Annotated in this window: 15 protein-coding genes; 5 read left to right on the top strand and 10 right to left on the bottom strand. The window is 68.0% G+C overall.

The features are described from left to right. The 5 genes from AB0395_RS29520 to AB0395_RS29500 form a co-directional block, all read right to left on the bottom strand. Positions 1–963: a CPBP family intramembrane glutamic endopeptidase gene (locus tag AB0395_RS29520; protein WP_366286599.1), complete on the bottom strand. Its 963-nt coding sequence runs from the start codon at positions 961–963 to the stop codon at positions 1–3. Further along, a complete protein-coding gene (locus AB0395_RS29515; protein ID WP_366286596.1) occupies positions 960–1,517 on the bottom strand; it encodes a PadR family transcriptional regulator in 558 nt (185 codons plus the stop codon). The genes AB0395_RS29520 and AB0395_RS29515 overlap by 4 nt, the downstream gene beginning before the upstream one ends. 201 nt (positions 1,518–1,718) lie before the next feature. Further along, complete coding sequence (locus tag AB0395_RS29510; protein ID WP_366286591.1) at positions 1,719–2,063, bottom strand: hypothetical protein; 345 nt, start codon at positions 2,061–2,063, stop codon at positions 1,719–1,721. A 598-nt stretch (positions 2,064–2,661) separates the two neighbouring features. After that, positions 2,662–3,165 (bottom strand): hypothetical protein, encoded by a 504-nt coding sequence (locus AB0395_RS29505; RefSeq protein WP_366286590.1) that lies wholly within the window; start codon positions 3,163–3,165, stop codon positions 2,662–2,664. A gap of 43 nt (positions 3,166–3,208) precedes the next feature. Continuing rightward, entirely contained in the window at positions 3,209–10,552 is a 7,344-nt protein-coding gene (locus AB0395_RS29500; RefSeq protein ID WP_366286587.1) for a LamG-like jellyroll fold domain-containing protein, read from the bottom strand. A 789-nt stretch (positions 10,553–11,341) separates the two neighbouring features. On the opposite strand from AB0395_RS29500, the gene AB0395_RS29495 reads away from it, so the two are divergent. After that, on the top strand, positions 11,342–12,889 hold the full coding sequence (locus AB0395_RS29495) for a substrate-binding domain-containing protein (RefSeq protein ID WP_366286585.1): 1,548 nt from the start codon (positions 11,342–11,344) through the stop codon (positions 12,887–12,889). A gap of 165 nt (positions 12,890–13,054) precedes the next feature. Here the strand turns inward: AB0395_RS29495 and AB0395_RS29490 are convergent, their stop codons facing one another. From AB0395_RS29490 to AB0395_RS29480, 3 genes are all read right to left on the bottom strand, one after another. Continuing rightward, entirely contained in the window at positions 13,055–13,405 is a 351-nt protein-coding gene (locus AB0395_RS29490) for a peptidase inhibitor family I36 protein (protein ID WP_366286583.1), read from the bottom strand. A gap of 422 nt (positions 13,406–13,827) precedes the next feature. Further along, positions 13,828–14,151, bottom strand: coding sequence for a hypothetical protein (locus AB0395_RS29485; RefSeq protein WP_366286581.1), 324 nt, complete (start codon positions 14,149–14,151; stop codon positions 13,828–13,830). Further along, a complete protein-coding gene (locus tag AB0395_RS29480) occupies positions 14,148–14,324 on the bottom strand; it encodes a hypothetical protein (protein ID WP_366286578.1) in 177 nt (58 codons plus the stop codon). Before AB0395_RS29480 ends, AB0395_RS29485 begins: the two co-directional genes overlap by 4 nt. Before the next feature lie 227 nt (positions 14,325–14,551). On the opposite strand from AB0395_RS29480, the gene AB0395_RS29475 reads away from it, so the two are divergent. Beyond that, positions 14,552–15,877, top strand: a complete 1,326-nt coding sequence (locus tag AB0395_RS29475) for a helix-turn-helix transcriptional regulator (protein WP_366286576.1) — start codon at positions 14,552–14,554, stop codon at positions 15,875–15,877. 341 nt (positions 15,878–16,218) lie between these two features. On the opposite strand, the gene AB0395_RS29470 is transcribed toward AB0395_RS29475, so the two are convergent. Further along, positions 16,219–16,644 (bottom strand): VOC family protein, encoded by a 426-nt coding sequence (locus AB0395_RS29470; RefSeq protein ID WP_366286574.1) that lies wholly within the window; start codon positions 16,642–16,644, stop codon positions 16,219–16,221. A gap of 374 nt (positions 16,645–17,018) precedes the next feature. Between AB0395_RS29470 and AB0395_RS29465 the strand changes: the two genes are divergently transcribed. Next, positions 17,019–18,515, top strand: a complete 1,497-nt coding sequence (locus AB0395_RS29465; protein ID WP_366286572.1) for a hypothetical protein — start codon at positions 17,019–17,021, stop codon at positions 18,513–18,515. Here AB0395_RS29465 and AB0395_RS29460 read toward each other — a convergent pair. After that, complete coding sequence (locus AB0395_RS29460) at positions 18,495–19,493, bottom strand: YafY family protein (RefSeq protein ID WP_366286569.1); 999 nt, start codon at positions 19,491–19,493, stop codon at positions 18,495–18,497. The two genes, AB0395_RS29465 and AB0395_RS29460, sit on opposite strands and share 21 nt — an antisense overlap. A 166-nt stretch (positions 19,494–19,659) precedes the next feature. On the opposite strand from AB0395_RS29460, the gene AB0395_RS29455 reads away from it, so the two are divergent. Beyond that, complete coding sequence (locus AB0395_RS29455) at positions 19,660–20,793, top strand: epoxide hydrolase (RefSeq protein ID WP_366286567.1); 1,134 nt, start codon at positions 19,660–19,662, stop codon at positions 20,791–20,793. A gap of 187 nt (positions 20,794–20,980) precedes the next feature. After that, positions 20,981–22,187: APC family permease (locus tag AB0395_RS29450; RefSeq protein WP_366286564.1), on the top strand; the 1,207-nt coding region annotated here is incomplete at its 3' end.

Raw genomic sequence — 22,187 nt, 5'->3', positions numbered from 1 at the left:
CTACCGACGATCACCTCCGCTCCCCCGAGACGACCGGTGCGACGACGGCGCCCACCGGATCCGACTCCGCCAGTGGAGAAGGACGAGTCCTGTGCCGCCGAAGAGAAGGACCGAGATGACCGAGTTCGGGGCGAGACCGAACAGTGTGTCGCCGCGCCCCTCGAAGCTCAGATGACCGTTGAGCAGGAGCGGGGTGATGAGCGCGTTGTCGACCGTGTGAAGCACCACACCGGGCCAGATCGAACCGGTCCACATGCGGATCTCACCGTAGAGGACGGCCAGCGCCACGGTGCCTACGAGGAGGGTCGGCAGGTACCACGCCCACGGCAGTGTCGTGGTCTGGCGGAAGTCGGCCTGGGACATCCAGACCGTGTACAGCGGAACATGCCATAGCCCCCAGACCAGCCCGATGAGTACATGTGGGGCGACGCCGCGCAGACCGAGAGCCATCGCGGTACGCGTGCCGTAGCCGCGGAAGATGAACTCCTCCAGCAGGTTCTTGACCAGCAGGAAGCCGAGCGTGGTGGCGAAGGCGGTGAGGAGAGCCGGTTCGCCCGCGCGCGGGGTGAGGGAGAACGTCGCGGCGCCGGTGGCCGTCGCCCCCGCCACCGAGACGGCGATCGCGATCGGGGAGAGCACCATCACGAACGCGAACCAGCGGGTCCGGTCCGCGAACCGTAACGTGAGCCCCAGGGGTCCCGCGCCGTCCCGGCTGAGGAAGTGGAGAGCGAGCGCGGTCAGTGCCGGGACGACGAGCCACAGTCCCTGCCCGTTCGTGCCGCCGCTCGTGGAGGTCACGCTCCCGGCGCCGGTGATCTGCCCGGTGGCCCGGTCAAGGGCGGCGAAGAGCCAGCCGCCGCCGATGGTGACGGCCGAGAAGACGGCGAAGTTGATCCGGGCGCGGAGGCGCGAGACCGGACGGCGCCGCTCCGCGACGTCCGTGGGATCGGCCGACGTGGTCATTGTGATTCTCCGTTCGCGGGGGTGTCTTCGAGCAGGGCGAGGGCTTCGTCGGCCCAGGCGATGACGGCTTCGGCACTGTGCCTGCCGGCGGAGATGGTCATCAGGGTGTACGGCAGGTCCGGGGAGCCCTCCTCCTCCACGGAGAGCGTGCGGGCCAGGCCGTCGTATTCGGCCAGGCTCCGTCCGGCGTCCGCCTTCGCCTCAAGCAGCAGTTCCCGGCACTTTTGCGCGCCCAGGGTCCGGCCGAAGAACAGACGCAGCAGGAGGCCGTTCCGTGGAGGCACCGTCGTGATCGGCTCACTCAGCAGCTCACGCAGGCGTGTGGTGCCGGACTCGGTGATGACGAAGGTCGACGAGCCCGCCCGTGGCCCCTCGCGGCGTTCCACATGCCCCTGCTGTTCGAGGGCGCCGAGTGTCGGATAGATCTGCCCGAAGCTTTCGCTCCAGAAATGCCCGAGCACGTCCCGGATGGCCTCCCGCAGCGCATAGGCCGTCATCGGCTGCATGCTCAGTGCCCCCAGGATCGCCGTCTCCGTCTGGCTTCGCCGCGCCATCGATCCCTCCTTCTCTCTGCCAGATATATCTAACAGATATCTTGGACGGGGACAATCCTCCGGCTTGGCGCGCGGACGAAGAACGGCCCACTCCCCCGCCGTCCGGGAAGACAAATGGAGTGCGGCCCGGGACCCCTGCTTCCCGAGCCGCACCCCGTACGGCGCGGCGGCGCGCCGGGGAAGGACGCCGCCGCGCCTGCTTCAGGGGGTGCGGAGGCCGCCGTCGGCGGCGGTGAGGGCTCCGTACCGGGCGATCATGACCGCTTCCGTCTCCCGCATCCGGGCCTCGAGGCCGTCGGGGGTGCGGTCGTCGAGGACCACGGGCTCAGGCGCAGGCCAGGACGCGACCGCGTAGAAACGACGGCTGCCGGGGCCGTACAGGACGGTCCATCCGCTCCAGGCGCGGCTCAGCCGTTCGGCCTCGGCACGGGCGTGACCGTCCCACGGGCGGCGGGTCCTCGCCGGGAGAGAGGAGACGGCGAGCCCATCACGGTGACGGCCAGGCATACGGGAGCGACGCAGCTGGCCTCGGAGCTGGGACGGCACGGCGTCCGCGTCGTCACCTTGCGGACCGGCGGCATACCCGAGTCGATCCCCGTGGGCTTCGACCAGCGCGAGGCCATCGAACGCGACATTGCCAGCCGGACCCTCACCGGACGGGCGGCGACGCCGGCAACGCGGCCGTCTTCGTCGCCTCCTACCGGCCCTGCACCGTCACAGAAACGGCGATCAACATCACCTGCGGCACGGTCGTGGACTGAGAGGCGTCCTGAAACAGGATGCGGCACCTGGCGGGTAAGAGCGGAGATGAATAGTCACTTCGCGAGCCTGATCTCAGCGTTTGCCACCGAACGCTTCACGAAGCACCGTGACCACCGTGAAGGGGGTGCCTTCTCCGGAAAACGAACCACCATTCATCCGACCGGTTCCGTCAAGGATCACGAGGACACGAGTGGGTGCGGCGGGCCGGACATTGTCCGAACGACCCGCCGCACCCATACTCGGCGTCAAGGAAAGTGCCACGACGGACACACGAAGGAATAATCCGTCAGGTCGACTTCACATGCCACCGCTTCATTGAATGAATTGGAAGTTACCATGGAAAGCCGCCATCGAGTCACGCGAAGATCGCGCCATTTGACCTTCAGTCGGAGGGGGTGAGCGCCAGGACTATATATGTGCCTGACTTGGCCTGATCAGCCTTGATTGCTTTCACCACCTGCGCCTCCTGAGCCACACCGTATTCCTCGAGCGACTTCAAGGACTCAATTAGAAGAGTATTGTCACGCCCTTCTTTTTTTAAATGCATGTAGACCACACTCTCACCCTTCTTGCTGGTCACCCAGCCGCGCAGGCGCAGACGGTCGTGCGCTACATTGACCGCATCTTGGAAACTCGGAGCACCGACATCCAATATCAAGATGTCTGTGTTGTAGGTGCTGTTTCCATACACCAGCCCCGTTGTGGTCTGAACTATTTTCCTTCCCACGCCACTCGCTTCGTCGACGACTGCCGGGGCGACCTTGACCGTCTCGGGAAACCAGCGCGTACCACACCCCGAAACCATAAGGAGAGTAAGCGAAAAAGCGAGAAGGCGATTGATCACCGGAGCCACACGTCTTTTATTGACGACGCCGAAGGAAAGCATCAGGAAAAACCTCTACCCTCGCCGAGAACTCAGGTACGGCCCGCTACTTGCATCCACGCTCGACACAGGACCAGTACTCGGTTCCGGCGCTCCAGGCCCATCCGTACATAGCCTTGGCACGCGCGAACGCCTCGCCCCTGTCTCTCGTGGTGAGCTTGTCATCGGTGTACCATTTCTGGAAATTGTACCACCGGAGCACACCCTTCTTGTCAAAAGTCACCCCTGCACATCCGCAGTAGGCGATCGCCGCCTCCCTCCAGGTGATAGGACGCTCGGCACCCCCCTTCGGATGCACCGTTATTTCGTTGTGCAAGTACTTCAGATACATGGCCGCGTACTCTATAGATTTCTCCGGGATCATCAGCTCATAGGCGAGATCCTTCAGAGTCAGCTTCGCAGCCGCTTCCGCCTTTCCTCCGGAAAAGAAATACTTGAGCACCAGCATGGCCTTCTTGGGCTCGAGTTGAGCTATACCGTAAGACCCGTTTTCACCCGTCGCGGCCCACACACCCCCCGCCGCGAGATTGCGTGCGAACTTACCCTTTTCCGCAGCAGACAAGGACGCCTTCGCCTCAGGGTCCTGATATTCGTATATGAGGACAGCCATCAAGGCATTTTTGTTTACCTTCCAGCGGTGCGCAGCGGTCGAGATCTCCTTGCTGTACTTAATAAGCGGCTGATAGTATCCATAGTTGCTGAATTTTATCTTTCCTGCGGAGCTCATGTAGAAAGTGGGCTTTCCCGGAGCTGTGACCACTTTCTTGGGCTCAAGGTATTGCATACCTCCGGCCATCACCCAGTTGTTGGCCAGCTGGCCCACTTTCAGCTGCGGAGTCCAGTGCTTTATGTAGTCTATCCGCACGTCTTCAGGAGCATCCCAGTAGTTCGCCTGGTCTATCTCCCTGCCGTTCTCCATGACGCCGATTCGTATGGCCTCATCGCGGTCGAACAGCGGGAAAATCGTCCAGTCACCGAAGCGGTCGTTGTACCAGTCCACGTCCTCCTTGCTCGTCCCGTTGAACGTTACGCAGCAGTTTTCTCCGTAGGCGTAGTACACCTCGTTACGGCCGATAGGGGGGGCCACCCAATCCCAGCTGGTCGAGCCGCTCGACACCGCGGGAGTGGAGGCCGCTCCCTGCCAGCCGGAGCCGCCTCCCCTGCTTCCTCCGGCCCCTCCGGTCTCGATCACCGTGCTGTGACCGGTGGGGTCGGTCCCGGCGAGCGGGGCGGCGTTGGCGTAGGTGTAGCGGTTGGCCTGGACCGACGGATCCGGGTCGAGGGTGGCGGTGTCGCGGGAGGTGAAGGCGCCGGTGCCGGGCTGGTACCAGCGGGCGTGCATGTTGACCTTGCCGGTGTCCTGATCGGCGTACTCGCCCTGGTAACCCAGTGCGCGGGTGGCGCCGGTGCGGTGGGTGACCTGGCCGAACGGGTCGAAGGCCGCCGAGTCGGCCAGTGCGGTGCCGGAGAAGGTGGCCACCAGGTCGCCGTGCAGGTCGGTCATGGTGCCCAGGGCGGTGGTGCCGCCCTCCTGCAGGCCGAGCAGCCCGCCGGAGGGGTCTCGGGCGTACTTGGCCTGGACGGCTCCGGCGGCGTCGGTGACGGTGGCGATGTCGTTGGTCAGGCCGGAGTAGACGTACCGCTGCTGGGTGCCGGCCTTGGTGCGGGAGGTGACCCGGCCCAGGGCGTCGTAGCCGTAGCCGACGTCGCCGTCGGTGACCAGGCGGTCGAAGGCGTCGAAGGCCAGGTTGCGGGTGACGCCGGCCTTGGTCTCGGTCGCCGTGGTGCCGCGCGGGGTGTAGGTGTAGTCGACGCCGTCGCCGGAGGTCAGCCGGTTGCGTTCGTCGTAGGTGTAGGTCTTGGACCCGGCACCCGTACGGTTACCCGCGTCGTCCCAGGTGTAGGCGGTGGTGGCGCTGGGTGAGGTCCAGGAGGTCAGGCGTCCGGAGCGGTCGTAGGCGTAGGTGTTCGCCCCGGCGCCCGCCGTGCCGACAGTGGCCTTGGAGGTGAGGTTGTCGTCCTTGTCCCACCCGTAGGTGATCTTCGCCAGCTGGGTGCCGCCGCTGTTCTTCAGCGTGTGGGTGGCCAGGCGGTCAATGGCGTCGTAGGTGTAGGCCTGGCTGTTGACCGTTCCGGCGGAGGTCTGGCTGGTCAGCCGGTCGGCGTTGTCATAGCCGTAGGTCCAGGTACGGCCCGTCACCGGATCACCGGCGGTGGCCAGCCGGCTGGCGTTGTCCCAGGTGAAGTTCGCCGTTCCGGTCGGGTCGACCCGCTGGGTGGGGTTGCCCAGGCTGTCGTAGGCGTAAGTGGCGACCTGGACGGTGGCCTTGGACACCTTGGTCAGCAGGCCCCGGTCGTTGTACTCCAGGGTGTAGTCGCCGATCGCGGTGGTCCGGCCGGCCTGGTCGTAGGTGACATCGCGGTCGGGGGTGGTGACCGAAGCGCCGGCGCCGGTTTCCTTGGTCACCCGGTTGAGCTGGTCGAAGGTGCGATCGATACGCACCCCGCCCGGCTGGACGGTGGCCACCGCGTTACCGCTCGCATCGTAAACGGTGGTCCAGGTACGGTCGGCCGCGTTGGGGTGGGCGGTGGTGGACGGCTCGATCACCGACTCGGCCTGGCTCAGGGGGTTGTAGGTGGTCCAGGTGACGTTGCCACGCCCGTCGGTCAGGCGGGTACGGGCGTTGGTGGCGTCGTAGCCGAACGTGGTGGTGATCGTCTTGCTGGCGGTGATCGGTTCAACCAGCGAGGTCACCCGGTTCGCCGCGTCGAAGGCGCGGGTGGTGACGTATCCCTCACCGGAGGTCGTGGTGGTCGCGTTGCCCGCCAGGTCGTAGCCATAACCGACGGTGCGTACCGTGGCGCCGGTGCTGTCCAGGTTCTTGACGGAGGTCTTGCGGCCAGCCAGGTCGTAGACGGCCTCGGTGGCGTTGTTCAGGGCATCGGTGATCTTGGTCTGGCGGCCCTTGATGTCGTAGCCGACGGTGGTGCTGTGGGTCAGCGGATCCGAGGTCGCGGTGACCTCCCCCGCGGCGTTGACCGTGAAGGTGGTGGTCTTGTTGCCCGGCGCGACGCTCTTGGTGAGGTTGCCGGCGGCGTCGTAGGTCAGCGCGGTGGTGTAGGCCGCGCTGGTGGGAACGCGCTCGATCTGCGTCTGGGTGATCTTCCGGCCCAGGTCGTCGTAGGTCGTCTCGCCCCGTACTCCGGTCGGATCCACCGCGGCGAGCTGCTCACCCAGCAGGTCGAACTCCGACACCCACACTCCACCCGGCCCGGACGGACCCGGATCGGTCTGGCGCACCGGGCGTCCCAGCGCGTCGTAGTCGGTCTTGGTGACGTACCCACGCGGGTCGGTGACCTGGGTGCGGCGACCGGCCGCGTCGTAGGTGAAGGCGATCGTCGGGGTGACCGCGGTCCCACCCGGCGGAGTGTAGGACGGGGCGGTGGTCGAGGTCACCCGGCCCGCCTTGTCGTAGGCCAAGGTGACGGTGCGGCCCTCGGCGTCCACGCTCTGGGCGGACTCTCCCGCGTTGTTGTAGCCGTACTTGACCGTGGGCCTGGCATTGACGGCGGCCGTGCCGTTCTTCTCGATTGCCACCTGCGGCGCCTTGGTCTCCACCAGTTGCCCGGCGATGTCGTAGCGCATCGTGGTGGTGAAGTCCGCCGCCGTGGCGCCGGAGGCGTTGCCACGCGGATCGGTGGTCGCGGTCAGCAGACCCCGGTCGTCATAGGTGCTGGTGGTCACCAGGTCGACGGCGCCGTTCTCCACCGTCTGCCGGGTCACCTGCCCCAGCGTGTTGTACTGGTAGTCGGTGATCTCGGTACGGGTGGTGCCCGCACCGGTGAAGGTCTCCCGGGTGACGTTGTTGACCGCGTCGTAGACGTAGGCGGTCTTGCGGTTGAGCGAGGCCGGGTCCACCGTGGTGGAGGTCTTGCGGCCCGCGGCGTCGTAGACGTGGTCGACCGTGGTCTTGCCGGCACCGCTGATCTGCTCGACCAGGTTGCCCGCCGGGTCGAACTCGTTGGACTGCAGCACCACGTCGGCCGGGGTGGTCAACCCGTTGAGCTTGGCGTCGTCGGCGATGCTCTGCGACAGCTGGTTGTCCATCCAGTAGGTGAAGATCTTCTTACGGCCCATCGCGTCGATCTGCCCAGCCGTACGGCCACCGAAGTCGTAGGAGAAGGACTCCAGCACCACGTCCTGCGGAGCTTGCGGGCTGACCGGGCTGCCGGTCCAGTTCTTCAGCGTCTTGGAGGCCAACTCACCGCGCTTGGTGTACCCGAAGGTGGTCACCGTGCCCAGCGGGTTGGTCACCGACGTCTGCAGGCCGGTGACGTCCCAGGTGGCACCTGTCACCCCGCCCTCGGGAGCAGTGACCGTTTCGACCCGGCCGTGGGTGTCATAGGTATAGGTGGTGGTGCGCACCGGGTCACCGCCGGTCAGGTCGGTGAGGCTCTCGGTGGCCTTGTCGCCGTCGGCGTTGTAGACGATCGTGCTCTTGGCGGTGTGGGTGACACCGGTTACCTCGTTATCCACCCCCGGCTCGGTCTGGGTCAGCGGACGCCCCACCCCGTCGTAGGTGAAGGTCGTGGTGGCGCCGGTCGGGTGAGCGGCCGACACCTCGGTACGGGAGGTGACCCGTCCCACCGCGTCGCGAGCCGTGGTGATGACCAGCCCGGACGGCATGGTCTGCTCGGCGACGTCCCCGGCCGCGTTGTAGCGGTAGGTCGTCTCCTCGTTCTTGGGGTTCTTCTGCGACTTCACCAGCCCGGCCGGGGTGGTGCCGCCACCGACCGCCGGCTCGGTGCCGTCGGTGTAGGTGGTGGTCATCGACCGGCCCGACGGGAAGTCCGCCGTCGCCGGGGTGGTGACCTTGGACACCTCGCCGTAGGTGGTGTACTCGGTCGTGGTGCGGTAGGTGTTGTCGGTCTCCGACGCCGAGCGACCGTCCCGGTACTCGATCACCTGGTCGTTGCGCGGGTCGAGCGGGTTGGAGGTGTTCAGGTAGTACTTCTTGAACTCCAGCGCGCACTCGCCCGGCGCCCGGCAGTACTTGCGGGCCAGCAGGTTGCCGCGCTCGTCGTAGTAGACGTCGTTGGCGATGTCGTTGCGGTCGATGATCTTCGACAGCGAGCCGGACAGGTTGTACTCGTACCAGGTGGTGTAGTTCAGCTGGTCGGTCTCGCCGAGAAGGCGGTAGCCGCGCTCGGAGTCGTACAGGTACTTCAGCGTCTCGTTCTTCGGGTCGGTGACGATGACCTGCGCCGCCGAGGAGTAGGGGTCGAAGGTCTTGACGCCGAGCTGCCAGGTGCCGCCGTTGTGGTCGGTGTGGGTCTTGAGCCGGTCGGTGGCCGCGTCGTAGGTGTTGGACGCCCACACCCGGCCCGACGGCAGCGTGACGGTGGTCAGCTTGTTCGGCGTCTGCAGCCGGGAGCCGTAGTGGCGGGTCACCTCGGCGGCGGTCAGCGGCTTGTCGTACAGCGCGACCTCGTCGATCACCCCCTTGAACGGGAACGCCGCCCGCGGGGTCGGCACCGCCGGAGAGACGGCCGGGTCGGCCACGCCGTTGCCGACCGTGGCGCTGGTGCGCCAGGTGGTCAGGCTGCCGGTGGTGGTGCCGACCTGCACCCCGTCCAGGTAGAGGGTCTGGGCGGTTCCGGCGGCGGTGAGCACCACGTGGTGCCAGGCGTCGTCGTTGACCGTCCCGGTCGTGGTGATCGGCGCGGCCACCGCGGCCAGCGAGCCGCGCAGCTTACCGTCAGTGCCGACGTACAGCATCGGCCCCCACGGAATCCCGCTGGTCTCCTGCGTTCCAGCCGCCACCAGCACACCGGACTGGCTGGTCTTGAACCAGGTCTCCACCGACAGCTGATCGCCCAGCTGCCCCACGATGTTGGCCGGCAGTTTCAGGGAGGAGCCGGTGGTGAACTCCACCGCGGTGTCGGTGGACCCGGCCAGCGCGCCGGGCTTGCCGTAGGTCACGCCCTGGTAGGTGGCGTCGGCTGCGGCCGCGCCCAGGTCGGTCGCGGTGGTGCCGGAGGCCTCGCCCAGGCGCCAGTAGCCGTAGGGGTCGGAGTCCAGCACGTTGCTGCGGTACTGCGAGCCGCTGCCGTAGGCGTAGGTGGTGCAGTTCGGCGCCGCCACCGGCGCGCACGCCCCGGTCAGCTTGTCGCCGTCGTAGAAGTAGGTCCAGGTGATCGGCGTGCCGCCCACCGGGTCACTGGCCACCGAGGTGACATGGTCCCCGGTCCAGGTGAACGTCAGCGATCGGCCGCCCGGCGCGGTGGCCGTGGACAGCTTGCCGCCGGTGCCGTACGCCAGGGTCTGGCTCCGGCCGCGGGCGTCGGTGATCGACGTCAGGCGACCCTGGGCGTCGAACACATACGAGGTGGCGCCCTTGTCCATCAACTGCCAGCCGCCCCCGGACACGTCGGCCAGGGTGGCGAACATACCCGGCGGCGACTGGTAAGTGCTGCCGGTCTTGGCGAACCGCACCTGGCGGCCGTCGGGGTAGGTGATCAGCGCTGAAACGGCGCTGCCCCGCGTCTCCTGTGCCAGCTTCATGTCCCAGCGGGTCGACCAGCCCGCGCCGAACAGGCCGTCGGTGCGAGGGTCCATGCTGTTGTAGGTGCGCACCACCGACAGCGGCGGACCCGCACTCGGCACGGTCAGGTCGGTGAAGGTGGTGGTGTAGTTACCGGCCAGCTGGTTGAACTCCCGGCCCGCGACTTCGGAGGTGGCCAGCTGGGAGGTGAGCACCGGCTGGCGTACTCCGGTGACGAAGGTGCGCGTCACCGTGGTTGAGGCGGAGTTGGAGGTGTCGGTGATGGTGGCCTGCCACCAGTACTGCTTGCCCCAGGCCAGCTTGCTCGCCGGAACCTTCCAGGTGCTCACCCCGCTGCTCAGCGTGCCCGAGGAGGTGCATCCGGTGCCGGTCAGCGAGGAGTTGTCACAGATCTTGAACGCGTACTGCAGCGGCCCGGAACCGGTGGTGACCTTGCCCTGCGCCCGCAGTGTGGGGGTCAGGGAGTCGACCAGCATGTCGTCGCGCGGGAAGGCGTCCAGCAGCGCGGGCTCACCGGCCAGCAACGCCGCCATCGGCTGCCCGCCCGGAGGTGCCGCCTTCGCGCCGCCCTTGATCAGCCGCTCGGTGAGGCCCTCCCTGACCTCCCGGCCGATGAGCCGCTTGTCGACCGGCACCGCATCCTTGGGTGGTTTGGCGTCGTTCTTCCAGCCCGTGCCGTCCACCGTGGTGGTCGTCACCTCAGTCTTCACCAAAGAGGGGAAACCCTTGGCCGACCCGGTCAGCTGCTTGGGCGTGACCGGTCGCGGCGCCGAGATCCGCACCGCGTCAGCGGCGGCCACACCGGGAGTCGCGGAAATCAGCAATAATCCTGGAAGGGCCGCTAACAGCGGCACCACCCTCCAGCGAGCCGAATGTGAGCATGACAAATTACGACGCATAAGCCGTCGCCCTCCGAACCCTCGCCGCGCATGCCGAAAAACCGCTTCACCCCATCCCAGGGGGAGCTTCACAAGGGATAAGGGTGGCGGTTCAGGGCATGCGGCTGGATAGACGATCAGAAGGTATACATGCCTCGTTCCAACGAACAAGATCTACATAAGTAACAAATAAAATAAACATGATCCATGCATGAGAGAGATCACACATCGACGCCCTCGACTTCCCCTCACTTCTGGTCATGCGTGGTCACAGCCCAGGTCGGCCGATCCCCTGCCGGCACACCCCTCGCCACCCACGCCTTCTCACATGAACTACAGCCTTCGAACGAGTTTCACCCCCTGAGAGGATTGCAATCCTCGCGGACACGGCCACCGAGCTTTCGCTGCTCGCCGTGAACAATCCGTCGCACACCGCGTCGGGAGCACGACCTTAAAGATCGGCGCTGATTCACGGTGATCACCAAGGACTATCTTTACAAAGTATGGTGAGCGCTGTGTGGCGCAATGACCGCACCCTGCAATGCCGGCCGCCCCCTGGCGTCCCTCCGAGAGGAGGAGCGAGGTCGCATCTCTGGGAGACGGGCGCGATGAGGCGACCAGTCTTAACTCACGGGAAACGGTTGTTGAAGGCTTGCCGTCGTAGGGTCTCCCGGGGCGTGCGCGTTCGTACGGTGGCCTCCACCGTTTCTCCCACTCCGTCCGGTGGAGGCAAGCATGAACGGCTTTCCGTGGGAGGTCCTTCTTGCGGTCCTGGGCATCTTCGTCCCGGTCCTCGCCTTCCTGTGGGAGTTCGGCGTCGTCGGCCGCAAACGGCTCGGCTACCGCATACAGATGGACACCACAGCCACCGACGAGGTCCCCTACCAGCACCCGGGAGTCCTGCAGCGGTTGCGGGAGCAGGACGACAGGCCGCTGGTCAATCCGTCGTTCGTCCTGTTGCGCATCGAGAACACCGGTCTGGCCAACATCGACACCGGCGACTACGCCGTCCCCGACGAGGAGAAGGCCGGCATCCGCGTCGAGTTCCCCGGCCGCAGGATCGCCGGGATGGCGATAACAGAGCTCAGCGACGACTTCCTGGCCCAGTCCTTCACCGAGGAGGCCGGGCTGAAGGTGGAGGACGGCGTCATCGGGCTCCCCAGGGTGCCGTTGAACCGCGGCCAGCACTACAAGGTCCTGGTCGCCCTGGAGGACATCCGTCAGGACACGCAGGGCCGCCGGGAGAAGTTCGACGACCCCAAGGTCATCGGCGGGATCAAGGGCGGCATCCCACGCCGGCGGCGCGGGAGGATCTACCAGACGGAGAGCCACACCGGTATGCCCTGGTACGCGGTCGCGATGGTCGGTTTCCTCGTGGTGATCATCGCCTCCCAGCTCCTCGTCTCCCTCAACGACGACCGCGCCCCGCTCGACTGCGCCCAGGGGAAGCTCACCCTCACCGGGTCCACTGCCTTCAAGGCCGTGCTCCAGGAGGCCGCCGACCAGTACAGGAGGGTCTGCCCGGAGGCCGACTTCGCCTTCGAGACCACGGGCAGCCACGACGGCCTGGTCAAGCTCGACGCGGTGGGACGCGGCAACCCCGGAAACTCCGGCAACTGGCTGGCCTTCTCCGACGGCCCCAAGGAGGAGGGCGAGTTTCCGCAGCTGCTGCCGCGTCCCATCGCGTTCGTCCTCTTCACCCTCGTCGTCAACGGGGAGGCGGGGGTCCAGGACCTCCCCCTGAAGCAGGTCAGGGACGTCTTCCAGGGAAAGTACGGCAGCTGGAAACAGGTGAACGGGAACGACCTGCCGATCCGCCTCGTCGACCGGGACGGCGGCTCCGGCACCCGGAACGCCTTCGAGAAACTCGTCCTCGGCACGGTGGCGCCCGGCCGTAACTCCAACGACTGCCGGACCCTGTTGCCCGGCGCGCCGAGCGGCGTCGTGCGCTGCGAACGAGACAACACCGGCGCGGCGCTGGACGCGGTCGCGAGGACCCCCGGCGCCATCGGGTACAGCGAGCTCGGAGCCGCCACCGAGCGCCGGGACCTGAAGCTCGCCCGCATAGACGGCCAGGCGGCCACCCTGGCCGGGGCCGAGCACGGGGCCTATCCCTTCGGCGAGACCGAATACGCCTACACCTACGGCGAGCCGAAGGCCGACTCCCTGGCCGCCAGCTTCCTGCGCTTCCTGACCAACGAGATCGGCAGGGACATCGTGCACTCCCACGGCGACCGCCCCTGCGCCGAACTGCAGAATCCGGTACGGTGCCGCCCCTCCTGACGGGCGGACGAAGCGTGGTGGCACCGCGACACCCCACGCCGACCTGCTGGGGCCCGTCGAAGCGAGGGAAAAACGAGAAAGGTGCCGGTACCCGGCCCGGCGGATCTGCCCGGTCGACGCCTCCCCGGCTCGAACCGCCGGGGAGGAACGAGGGGAAACGACGGATCAGAGCCAGTGGAACGACGCGTTGTCGTTCCAGGTGTGGTTCAGGTTGCGCCAGCTGTACGGGCTGACGAGGTCACACGGAGACCCGTAGTTCTCGTTGTAGCAAACCTCGGCGGTCAGGGAGGTGTCGTTGTACACGGAGGCGGCGTTGTTCTTGACCCGTTCCCCCTGACCGTCGCCGATGGAGGTGAAGGTGTCCCCGCCGAAGTCCGCACGGACCTCCCCGCGCGTGTAACTGCGCACCGAACCGCTCAGATTGCTGCCCCAGTAGAAGCAGATGTCGTTACAGGGGTCGACCGCCTGCGCGGCTCCCGTGGTCACGAACGTCGTGGCGCCGACGAGCGTAGCCACGACGGCGACCCTTCCCACAGCCCTCAGAAACCTCATTCCGCTCCCCTCCGAGAATATGCCGTCACCCTGAGTTCCGACGTAATCTCCCTGACCGGACGCTCAGGACGTCCTCATTAAGGATCGACCGGCGATCCGGGCGAAAGCGGCAGGGCTGCCAATTTTCCCAGCAATCCTGCCACCAAGGCATGCGGTTTCATTCTTCGATTCCCTCGCCCAGTGCTCATCGCCATGCGGCGCGGCGTGGCACGGTTCGCGATCGTGTGGCTCGTGACGAATCACGGTGTGCCAAGGCGCGTACCGGCCCTCTGGGAGAGGGACGGCGGTGCGGGTGACGTGGTGAGGTGCGGCCCGGGCCCCTCCTTCCCGAGCCGCACCCCGTACGGCGCGGCGGCGCGCCGGGGAAGGACGCCGCCGCGCCTGCCTCAGGGGGTGCGGAGGCCGCCGGATGCGGCGGGGGCTCCGTACCGGGTGACCATGGCCGCTTCCGTCTCCCGCATCCGGGCCTCGAGGCCGTCGGGGGTGCGGTCGTCGAGGACCACGGGCTCAGGCGCAGGCCAGGACGCGACCGCGTAGAAACGACGGCTGCCGGGGCCGTACAGGACGGTCCATCCGCTCCAGGCGCGGCTCAGCCGTTCGGCCTCGGCACGGGCGTGACCGTCCCACGGGCGGCGGGTCCTCGCCGGGAGAGAGGAGACGGCGAGCCCGTCGCGGTGACGGCCGGGCACGCGGGAGCGGCGCCAGATCACGACCCGCCCCGTTCCGTCGCCCGGGAGGCCGCCGCCTCCTGCCGGTCGACCTCGACCCGTAACTCCTCCAGGGTGTCGGCGTCGACCGTCCGCTCCGCCCCGGCGTCGGACTGTGCCGCGGTGAAGGGGACGCCCCGGGAGGCCCACAGCCGTCCCTCGTCGCTGAGGATCACCCGCCATCCGGGGATTACGGAAATGGCGGAGGTGCTTTTAAGCTGGGTCACGGGTCAGGACCTCATTTCCTGATCAAGGGTCCGCCTGGACGTGTGGCGCGTCAGGCGGACCCGTCGTTTACAAGGTCTTTTCTGCTTGTCGATGTCATAGTGGAAGAAGTTCAGGAAGCGTCCAAGGGAAATTCCGATGGGGCGCCTTCCCCCATCCCCCATCAGCGGGAGCTTTCATGCCGTACGCGAGCAAACCGGCTCGTCCCGACGTGTCACCGTGGCACCTGCTCGGCGTCTGCATCCTCCACTGGCGCGACGAGGTCCGTCACCTGACCCAGCGTGAGCTGGCCAAAGCCGCCCTCGTCGACCAGGGCGAGTTGTCGAGATGGGAGCGCGGACTCGGCCGCCCGCATCCCGACCACATCAGGGGAATCGACAACGCGCTTGGAGCAGGCGGGCAACTTATCGCACTTCGCGCGCTTATTGCCGAAATTGATGAGATACGTAAGAGTAGAAAAGACACAAATCCACCATCCCGTAATGAGGACGATGTGGAACGTCGCGCCTTTCTCCAGTTCCTGACGGTTCTCGGTGCCGGTTCCGGCATCTCCGCCTCCGCCGTCGACGCCCTTCACTCGGGCCTGCGGCAGCTCACCGGCCACGCCGCCGACAACAGCGCGGACGACTGGGAGCAGATCGCCTGGGACTACGCCCAGGGTGTGTGGACCGAGCCACCGGGCTCCAGGGTCACCGACCTGGCGGGCGACATCCGCGACCTGGACCAGGCCCTGTCCCGCCCCCGCACCTCCGCCGAGCACGCCACCCTGCTACGGGTCTACGCCCAGCTCGCGGCATTTCTGGCACTTGACCTGGCCGAGGTTTCCAGCATTCGTGCGGGCTGGCGTTCCTGGCGCGCGGCCCGGGCAGCCGCCGACGCCTCGGGAGACCGCGACCTGAGGGTGTGGGTACGCAGTTTCGAAGCCGACCAGTGGTTCTACCTGCGCCGTGTCGGCCCGGCCTTGGACACTCTGCTGGACGAGGCCGTTCAGCTCGCGGACGGCCATCCGTCCCGTGGTCTGACGCAGGCGTTGAGAACCCGGGGCCTCGTCCTCGCCGAGCGGGGGCAGGCCAATCTTTCCCGCAGTGCCTTCCAGGATCTCAAGGACGTCTACGAACGCCTCCCGTCGTCCGTGACCGGCGATCACATCTCCGCATGGGGGGTGTCACTGGGAAGCATCCAGTACGCCGAGGCTCTCTCCCTCACCAAGCTGGGTGACGCGCGCGCTGCCATGCCCATGCTGGACCAGGCTCTTGCGGCGGTTCCACCGGAAAAGGCCGGAGGCAGGGCCAACCTTGGTCTCATCCAGGCATGGGGACTGATCCGGGAACACGAGGTGACCGAAGGTCTCGATCACGCTCTCGATGTCACGTCGGCTCTTCCCATTACGGTGGCCCGGCGCAGGATCGCGGGCGAACTCCTGGCGTCCCTCCCCCAGCAGGCCCGGAGCCTGCCCGCCGCCCGTGACTTCCACGCGCTCGTGACAGCCGAGCGCCCGGCCTAGGCGTTTCCCGGGCCGGGCGCCGCAGACCTTCCCGCCGATCGATCACGCGGTGACGTCATCGGGCCCCGCCGCCGCAACCGAATAACTGGTCCCGTGCACACCCGGGAACCCGGTTTGAGCCCACTTGCCGTACCGGCAAGCATGTGCCGCAGACGCGGCTTGATCGATCCCGCCTGCTGCCGGTGTGAGGTACAGCCTGCGCTGCCGCGCGACCGCCCGGTTTGGGGTCCCCGTAGCACTCGGGAAAGATCAAGCGGATACGGCCCTTTTCTGGTTCGCCCCTCTTGGGCCGCCGCGCGGTGGCCCAAGAGGGGCGATCGCGTGTTCCCGCCGGATGTGGATCAGCCGTTGTACGGGGCGGCGGCCACGTCCAGGACCCAGGTCACACCGAAGCGGTCGGTGAGCATGCCGTACAGCGGTGCCCACTGCGACGCTTCCAGGGGCTGCACCACCGTCGAGCCCTCTGCCAGCTTCTGCCACAGGACACCGATCTCGTCGGTGTCGTCACCGCGCACGGAGACGAAGAACGGGTTGCTGCCCTGGTCCCAGGGCAGATGGGAGGGCACGTCGTAGGCCATGACGTGAAAGCCGTTGTCCCCCGCCACCTCGCCCCACACCACCCAGTCCGCCTCGTGCTCGTTCTGCGCGTTTCCCATGTCCTTGTACGTGACGGCGGTGAGGCGCCCGCCGAAGACGGACCGGTAGTAGTCCAGCGCCGCTCGCGCATCGCCCCGGAAGTTCAGGTGGGTGGTGGTCGTAACGGACATGACTTTCTCCTTGCTCGCGGTTCGACGAGGTGCACTGCCGCAGCGATGAAACCTCGCGGGAAGCGGCCTCGTGGCCAGGGCCCATGGCCCATCTGGCGGATCGTGATCCCGACCCTTCCAGGGGTAGCGGACAGGTTGTGTCCTGTACTGCGAGCAGAATGGGGAACACGGAGAAGACGTCCTCGCGGCTGCTCTCGCTGCTTCAGACGCGCCGGGACCGACCCGGTGACGTGCGGCCCTTCGGCAGCCGTGGCCCACTCCCCCGCCTACGACCTCGGACTGGCCCCACCCCGCCTCTACGACCAAAGTCGCAGGCCAAAGTCCAGTCCTCACACTGAGGCGGCGGATGCGGCCCCGCTCCTACCGTCGGCGGCATGGGTTATCCAGCAACGCGAGCACCGCGCACGGACACGCCGACGGACGCGGTCAGGCTCGTGATCATCCTGCTGTTCGTGAACCTCGCCCTCGCCGTGGCGTTCGCCGGGCTGACCTTGCTGTTTCGCGAGAGCGTCCTCGACTACCAACTCGCCGCACGGGCCCCAGATGGCCAGAGCAGGGAGCAACTCGCGCTGACGCTGTGGACCAGACCGATCCCGATCCTGCTGGTCGGGGCCGGCTACCTGTGGATCGCGCGAAGGCTGCGGCAGGGCAGGCGCGGTGCCTACCTGCGAGTGCGGATGCTGTCCTTGCTGGGCCTCGTCGCGGTGGCGTACCTGATCCTGAGCGGGGAGTATCCAGCGTGGTTGCGCGTGGTCCAGGGCGTGCAGCTCCTGCTGCTGGCCGTTCTGGTCGTGGCCGTCAACCGCCGCCCCATGCGCGCGGCGTTCGCCAGGTCGTCACAGGTCCGCTCCTCCGAGACGGCGCGGCGGGCCGGTGGACGCCGTGCGGCGCTCACGCTGGCGCTGGTGGCTCCCGTCGTGGCCGAGCTCACTCTCGGCACGGTCCCGCTGACCATGATCTGGCTGGTCCTGCTGTACGTGCCGATGTACGGGGCCGGGGTGCTGCTGGTGCGCGAGCTGGTGCGCGCGACCGGCGGCGGCTGGCCGAGCGTGCTCCTGATGGGCCTGGTCTACGGGCTCGTCGAGGAGGGTCTGGCGCTGCAGAGCCTGACCAGCCCCCACCTGTACGGCGCGGCCGGGTGGGCCCCCAGACTGCTCGGCGTCAACACCGCCTACACCGAGCTGAACCTGCCCTACCACGTGCTCTTCAGTGTCGTGATCCCGATCGCGCTGGTCGAGCTGCTGTTCCCCGAACTCGGGCAGCGGCCGTACCTGGGCCGAGGGGGCATGGCTGGCGTTGGCGTCGTCGCGCTGCTGGGCACGGGGCTGATCCGGATCCTGATCCCACCGTCGGCCGATCCCGGCTACGTCCTCCCGCTCCCCGCGCTGGCCGTCATCCTCGCGCTGGTGGGTGGCCTGACCTTCGTCGCACTCCGCGTGCTCCCCGCCAAACAGCTCCCCTCCGCCAAACCGCTTCCCGTCGTGCGGACGGACAGCGCCACACCCGCTCCCGGCGTGGTCGGCGTGTGCTGCGCGCTGACGGCGTTCGGGTTCATGGCGCTGCTGTTCCCCTTCGGCGGAGCCCGTCAGCCCGCTTTCACGCAGGGCCTGTGGGTGCTCGCGCCGATGCTGGCGGCCGCCGTACTCGGGGTAGGCGCGGCGCTCGTCCTGCGCCGCTGGAGCGCGAGGGACGGCTGGGGTGACAGGCACCGGCTGGCGGCGGCCGGCGGGGCCGTACTGGCCCATACGGCCTTCGGCGTGGTGGCCAACGCGGAGACGACGCCGGACAGGGTGAGCCTGATCGCGATGGGAGTGCTCACCGCCGTGCTGCTCACACTCCTCGGCCGCCGCTTAAAGGCGATCAGGGAGTGACCGCGAGGCCGGGTCAGGGGCCGGGGGCCCGGCGGCGCGGAGGGCGCAGGCGCTCAGAGCACGCAGATGTTCCAGCAGCTCCGGCGGCTCGTGCACCTGGAACTCGCAGCCGAGCATGAGCAGCCGCGCGGCCAGCCACTCCAGGGTGTCGGCGCGCCCGTGCAGCAGGCAGCGATGCTCGTCGAGCGGCTGGACCTCGCCCGGGGCCGCGCCGAGCCTGCTGACGGCCTCCTCCGCCGGAAGGAACAGGGTCGCCCGTACCTCGTAGGTCGGGGCGAGCGAGTGCAGCCTGCGGGTGACGAAGGCGGCCGCGTCCTCAGAAGGTTCGCGGGGGGTGAAACGCGCGCCGGTCGGCCGGGGGGCGCCGATCCGGTCGACGCGGAAGACCCGCCAGTCGTCACGGTCGTTGTCGTAGGCCAGCAGGTACCAGCGGCGCACGGCCGCCACCAGCCGGTACGGCTCGGCCAGCCGCCTGGTCTCGTCCCCGTCGGCCGCCCGGTAGACGAAGCGCAGGCGTTCGCGTCCCGTGACGGCTCCGGCGAGCACCGCCAGGATCTCCGGATCGACCCTTGGTGAGTCCCCGGCCGTCATCGGCACCGTGGCGGCCCCGAGCGCGGCGACCCGGTGCCGTAGCCGGGCGGGCAGCACCTGCTCCAGCTTGGCCAGGGCCCGCACGGACGCCTCCTCGATGCCGTCGACCGGGGTTCCGGCGGCGGTGCGCAGGCCGACCGCGATGGCCACCGCCTCCTCATCGTCCAGCAGCAGCGGCGGCATGGCCTTGCCCGCCGTGAGCCGGTAGCCGCCGACCGCCCCCATCGTCGCCTGCACCGGGTAGCCGAGCTCGCGCAGGCGGTCGACGTCGCGGCGGATCGTGCGGGGGCTGACCTCCAGCCGTTCGGCCAGCTCGCTGCCCGGCCATTCTCGCGGGGTCTGCAGCAGGGACAGCAGCGCGAGCAGCCGCGCGGAGGTGTCGCTCATGCCCTCCAGCATGCCCTGTCATATAGGACAAATACTGACCTATATGACCCATACCGTCGTTCCTGTCACCGCGACCCGCGAATCGCCGTACCGAGTCGCGCCGATCACGGCGTCGCGATCCGCGGATCGCGACACCACGACGCACGAGCGACACACGAGGAGAACCGTGAGCACCGAGATCCGTCCCTTTCGCATCGACATCCCCCAGGCCGACCTGGACGACCTGAAGGAGCGGCTGGCCCGCACCCGGTGGCCCCGGGAACTTCCCGGCGAGGGGTGGAGCAGGGGCGTCCCCGCCGCCCAGCTCAGGGAGCTGGCCGACTACTGGCGCGACGGCTACGACTGGCGCGGGCACGAGGCGAGGCTGAACGGGTTCCCGCAGTTCACGACCGAGATCGACGGTCAGGACATCCACTTCCTGCACGTGCGTTCCGCGGAGCCGGACGCCCTGCCGCTCGTCCTGACACACGGCTGGCCGAACTCCTTCCTGGAGTTCACCGACCTCATCGGCCACCTCGTCGACCCCCGCGCGCACGGCGGCGACCCGTCCGGGGCGTTCCACGTCGTCGTGCCGTCGGTGCCCGGCTTCGGGTTCTCCGCGCCGCCGCGCGAGACCGGCTGGAACGCCGCGCGTGTGGCACGGCTCTGGGCGGAGCTGATGCGCCGTCTCGGCTACGACCGCTACGGCGTCCAGGGCGGGGACTTCGGCGCGTACGTCGCCCCCGAGGTCGCCAAGGCCGCTCCGGAGCACGTGGCCGGCGTCTACGTCATCAGCGGGCTCGGTTTCCCCACCGACGACGACCTGCCCGACATGACCGAGGACGAGCGGGCGGCCTACGCGTGGATGAAGGAGCAGGACTGGATGAACGGCGTGGACCACCACGCGCTGCTGCGCGCGGCACCCCAGACCTTCGCCCACGGGTGGCACGACTCCCCGGTCGCCGCGCTGGCCTGGATGACGCAGAAGTTCCAGGAGTTCACCATCGGCGGCAAACGGGCGGAAGAAGTGATCGATCGCGACCTGATCCTCACCAACGTGAGCCTCTACTGGCTCACCGGGACGTTCGGGACCTCGGCCTGGCCGTACTACGACAGCACCGGCCTCGGCTGGCCCGAGGGGCAGAAGGCGGTGCCGACCGGCGTGTACAGCGGGCCGCCCGGAATCCGCAGGCTCGCCGAGCGCCACAACACCATCGTCCACTGGCCCGAGGACAATCCGGGCGGCCACCACTTCGTGACCATGGAGCGGCCCGGCGACGTGGCCGCCGACATGCGGTGTTTCTTCGGCGGGGTCCGCTGACCTTCGTCACGGGTCCGCGGGGGTTCGCACGATCTCCCCGGGTGAGCCGTTTCTCCACGTGATCGGGACGGTCGCTTGAACCTCGGATCACCCGTGCCGGGGAAGGTCTCCCCTCCGGGGACTTCGGGGAACTTCGGGAGAAGCCTCGGGGGCGGTTCGAGGGCGCGTCCGGGGAGCGGGAGGGGCCGTGAAGGGTGGTTCCCAGGGGATCGGGGTCGTGCCCTGTCTGGCGTTCGCCGTGGGCACGATGGTCGGCGGCGGGGTGTTCACCCTTTCCGGGACCGCCGTGAACGAGGCGGGACCCGCCGCCCTGGTCAGCTACCTGACGGCGGGCGCGGTGATGCTCCTCTCCGCGCTGTCCTTCGTCACCGTCTCCTCAAGGGCGCGCCCGGGAGATTCGGGGTATGGCCCGATCGGCGACATCCTCAGCCCGGTCTGGCGCTACGTCGTAATGTGGGGGTTCTACCTCAACGGCCTGACGATCATCACCTTTCTACTGGTCTCCTTCGGCGAGTACCTTCACCGCTACTTTCTGCCGGGCCTGGGCGTGACCGTCGCCGCGCTGGTCGCGGGCGTGCTCGTCACCTGGCTCAACCTCGGGCCCGCCGACCTGGTCGCGAGGACGGAGACCCTGGTCGTCGCCCTGAAGATCGCGCTGCTGCTGGTCTTCGTCGCCTGGGGGCTGGCGCACTTCGGCGCCATCCACTTCGTCCCCTTCGCCCCGCACGGAGCCGGTGGGGTGCTGAGCGCGAGCGCGCTGCTGTTCACCGCGTACACGGGATTCAACGTGGTGACGAACATGGCAGGCTCGGTACGCGATCCCGGACGGACCGTGCCGATCGCGGTGATGGGGTCGGTGCTGATCTCCGCGGCCCTCTACACGGGAGTGGTGCTGGCGATGCTCGCCAGCGGCGTGCGGACGTTCGGCGCCGCGGGGGTCGGCCAGGCCGCCGAGGCGCTGATGGGCGCATGGGGCGGCTATGCGATCGCCTTCGCCGCGTGCCTGTCCACACTGTCGGGGGCGAACGCCAACATGCTCGGGGCCAGCGAGATCATGCTGCGCATGGTCGCCAGGGGTGACGTGCCGCCGATCGCGGGCCGGACGACCAGGCGTGGCCATCCCCTGTTCAGCGTGCTGTTCGTCGGGATCGCGGCGGCGGTGCTGGTCCTCGTCTCGGACACCACGACGGTCGTCGGGCTGGCCAATGTCGGGGCCCTGGTCTCCATGGTCGTGGTCAACGTCGCGGCGGGGCGGCTCGCCCTGCGCGGCTGGCCGGGCAAGGGGATGCGGCTGCCCGGCGGGATCGCCCTGCCCACGGTCGGGGCGCTGTCCTGCCTGGCGCAGTTCCCCTCGCTCGGCTGGGTGCCGGTGGTGACCGGCCTGCTCACGGTGG

It is taken from the genome of Streptosporangium sp. NPDC051023 (genome assembly GCF_040689595.1).
Lineage (GTDB): Bacteria > Actinomycetota > Actinomycetes > Streptosporangiales > Streptosporangiaceae > Streptosporangium.
The sequence above is the reverse complement of the archived record's forward strand: the minus strand, read 5'-3'. Positions and strand labels throughout refer to the sequence as shown.

Bases quoted from the DNA above. Each gene is read 5' to 3' on its own strand.
- AB0395_RS29520 (WP_366286599.1), bottom strand. From the start codon at position 963: ATGACCACGTCGGCCGATCCCACGGACGTCGCGGAGCGGCGCCGTCCG.
- AB0395_RS29495 (WP_366286585.1), top strand. From the start codon at position 11,342: ATGAACGGCTTTCCGTGGGAGGTCCTTCTTGCGGTCCTGGGCATCTTC.
- AB0395_RS29460 (WP_366286569.1), bottom strand. From the start codon at position 19,493: ATGAGCGACACCTCCGCGCGGCTGCTCGCGCTGCTGTCCCTGCTGCAG.
- AB0395_RS29470 (WP_366286574.1), bottom strand. From the start codon at position 16,644: ATGTCCGTTACGACCACCACCCACCTGAACTTCCGGGGCGATGCGCGA.
- AB0395_RS29475 (WP_366286576.1), top strand. From the start codon at position 14,552: ATGCCGTACGCGAGCAAACCGGCTCGTCCCGACGTGTCACCGTGGCAC.
- AB0395_RS29465 (WP_366286572.1), top strand. From the start codon at position 17,019: ATGGGTTATCCAGCAACGCGAGCACCGCGCACGGACACGCCGACGGAC.
- AB0395_RS29515 (WP_366286596.1), bottom strand. From the start codon at position 1,517: ATGGCGCGGCGAAGCCAGACGGAGACGGCGATCCTGGGGGCACTGAGC.
- AB0395_RS29505 (WP_366286590.1), bottom strand. From the start codon at position 3,165: ATGCTTTCCTTCGGCGTCGTCAATAAAAGACGTGTGGCTCCGGTGATC.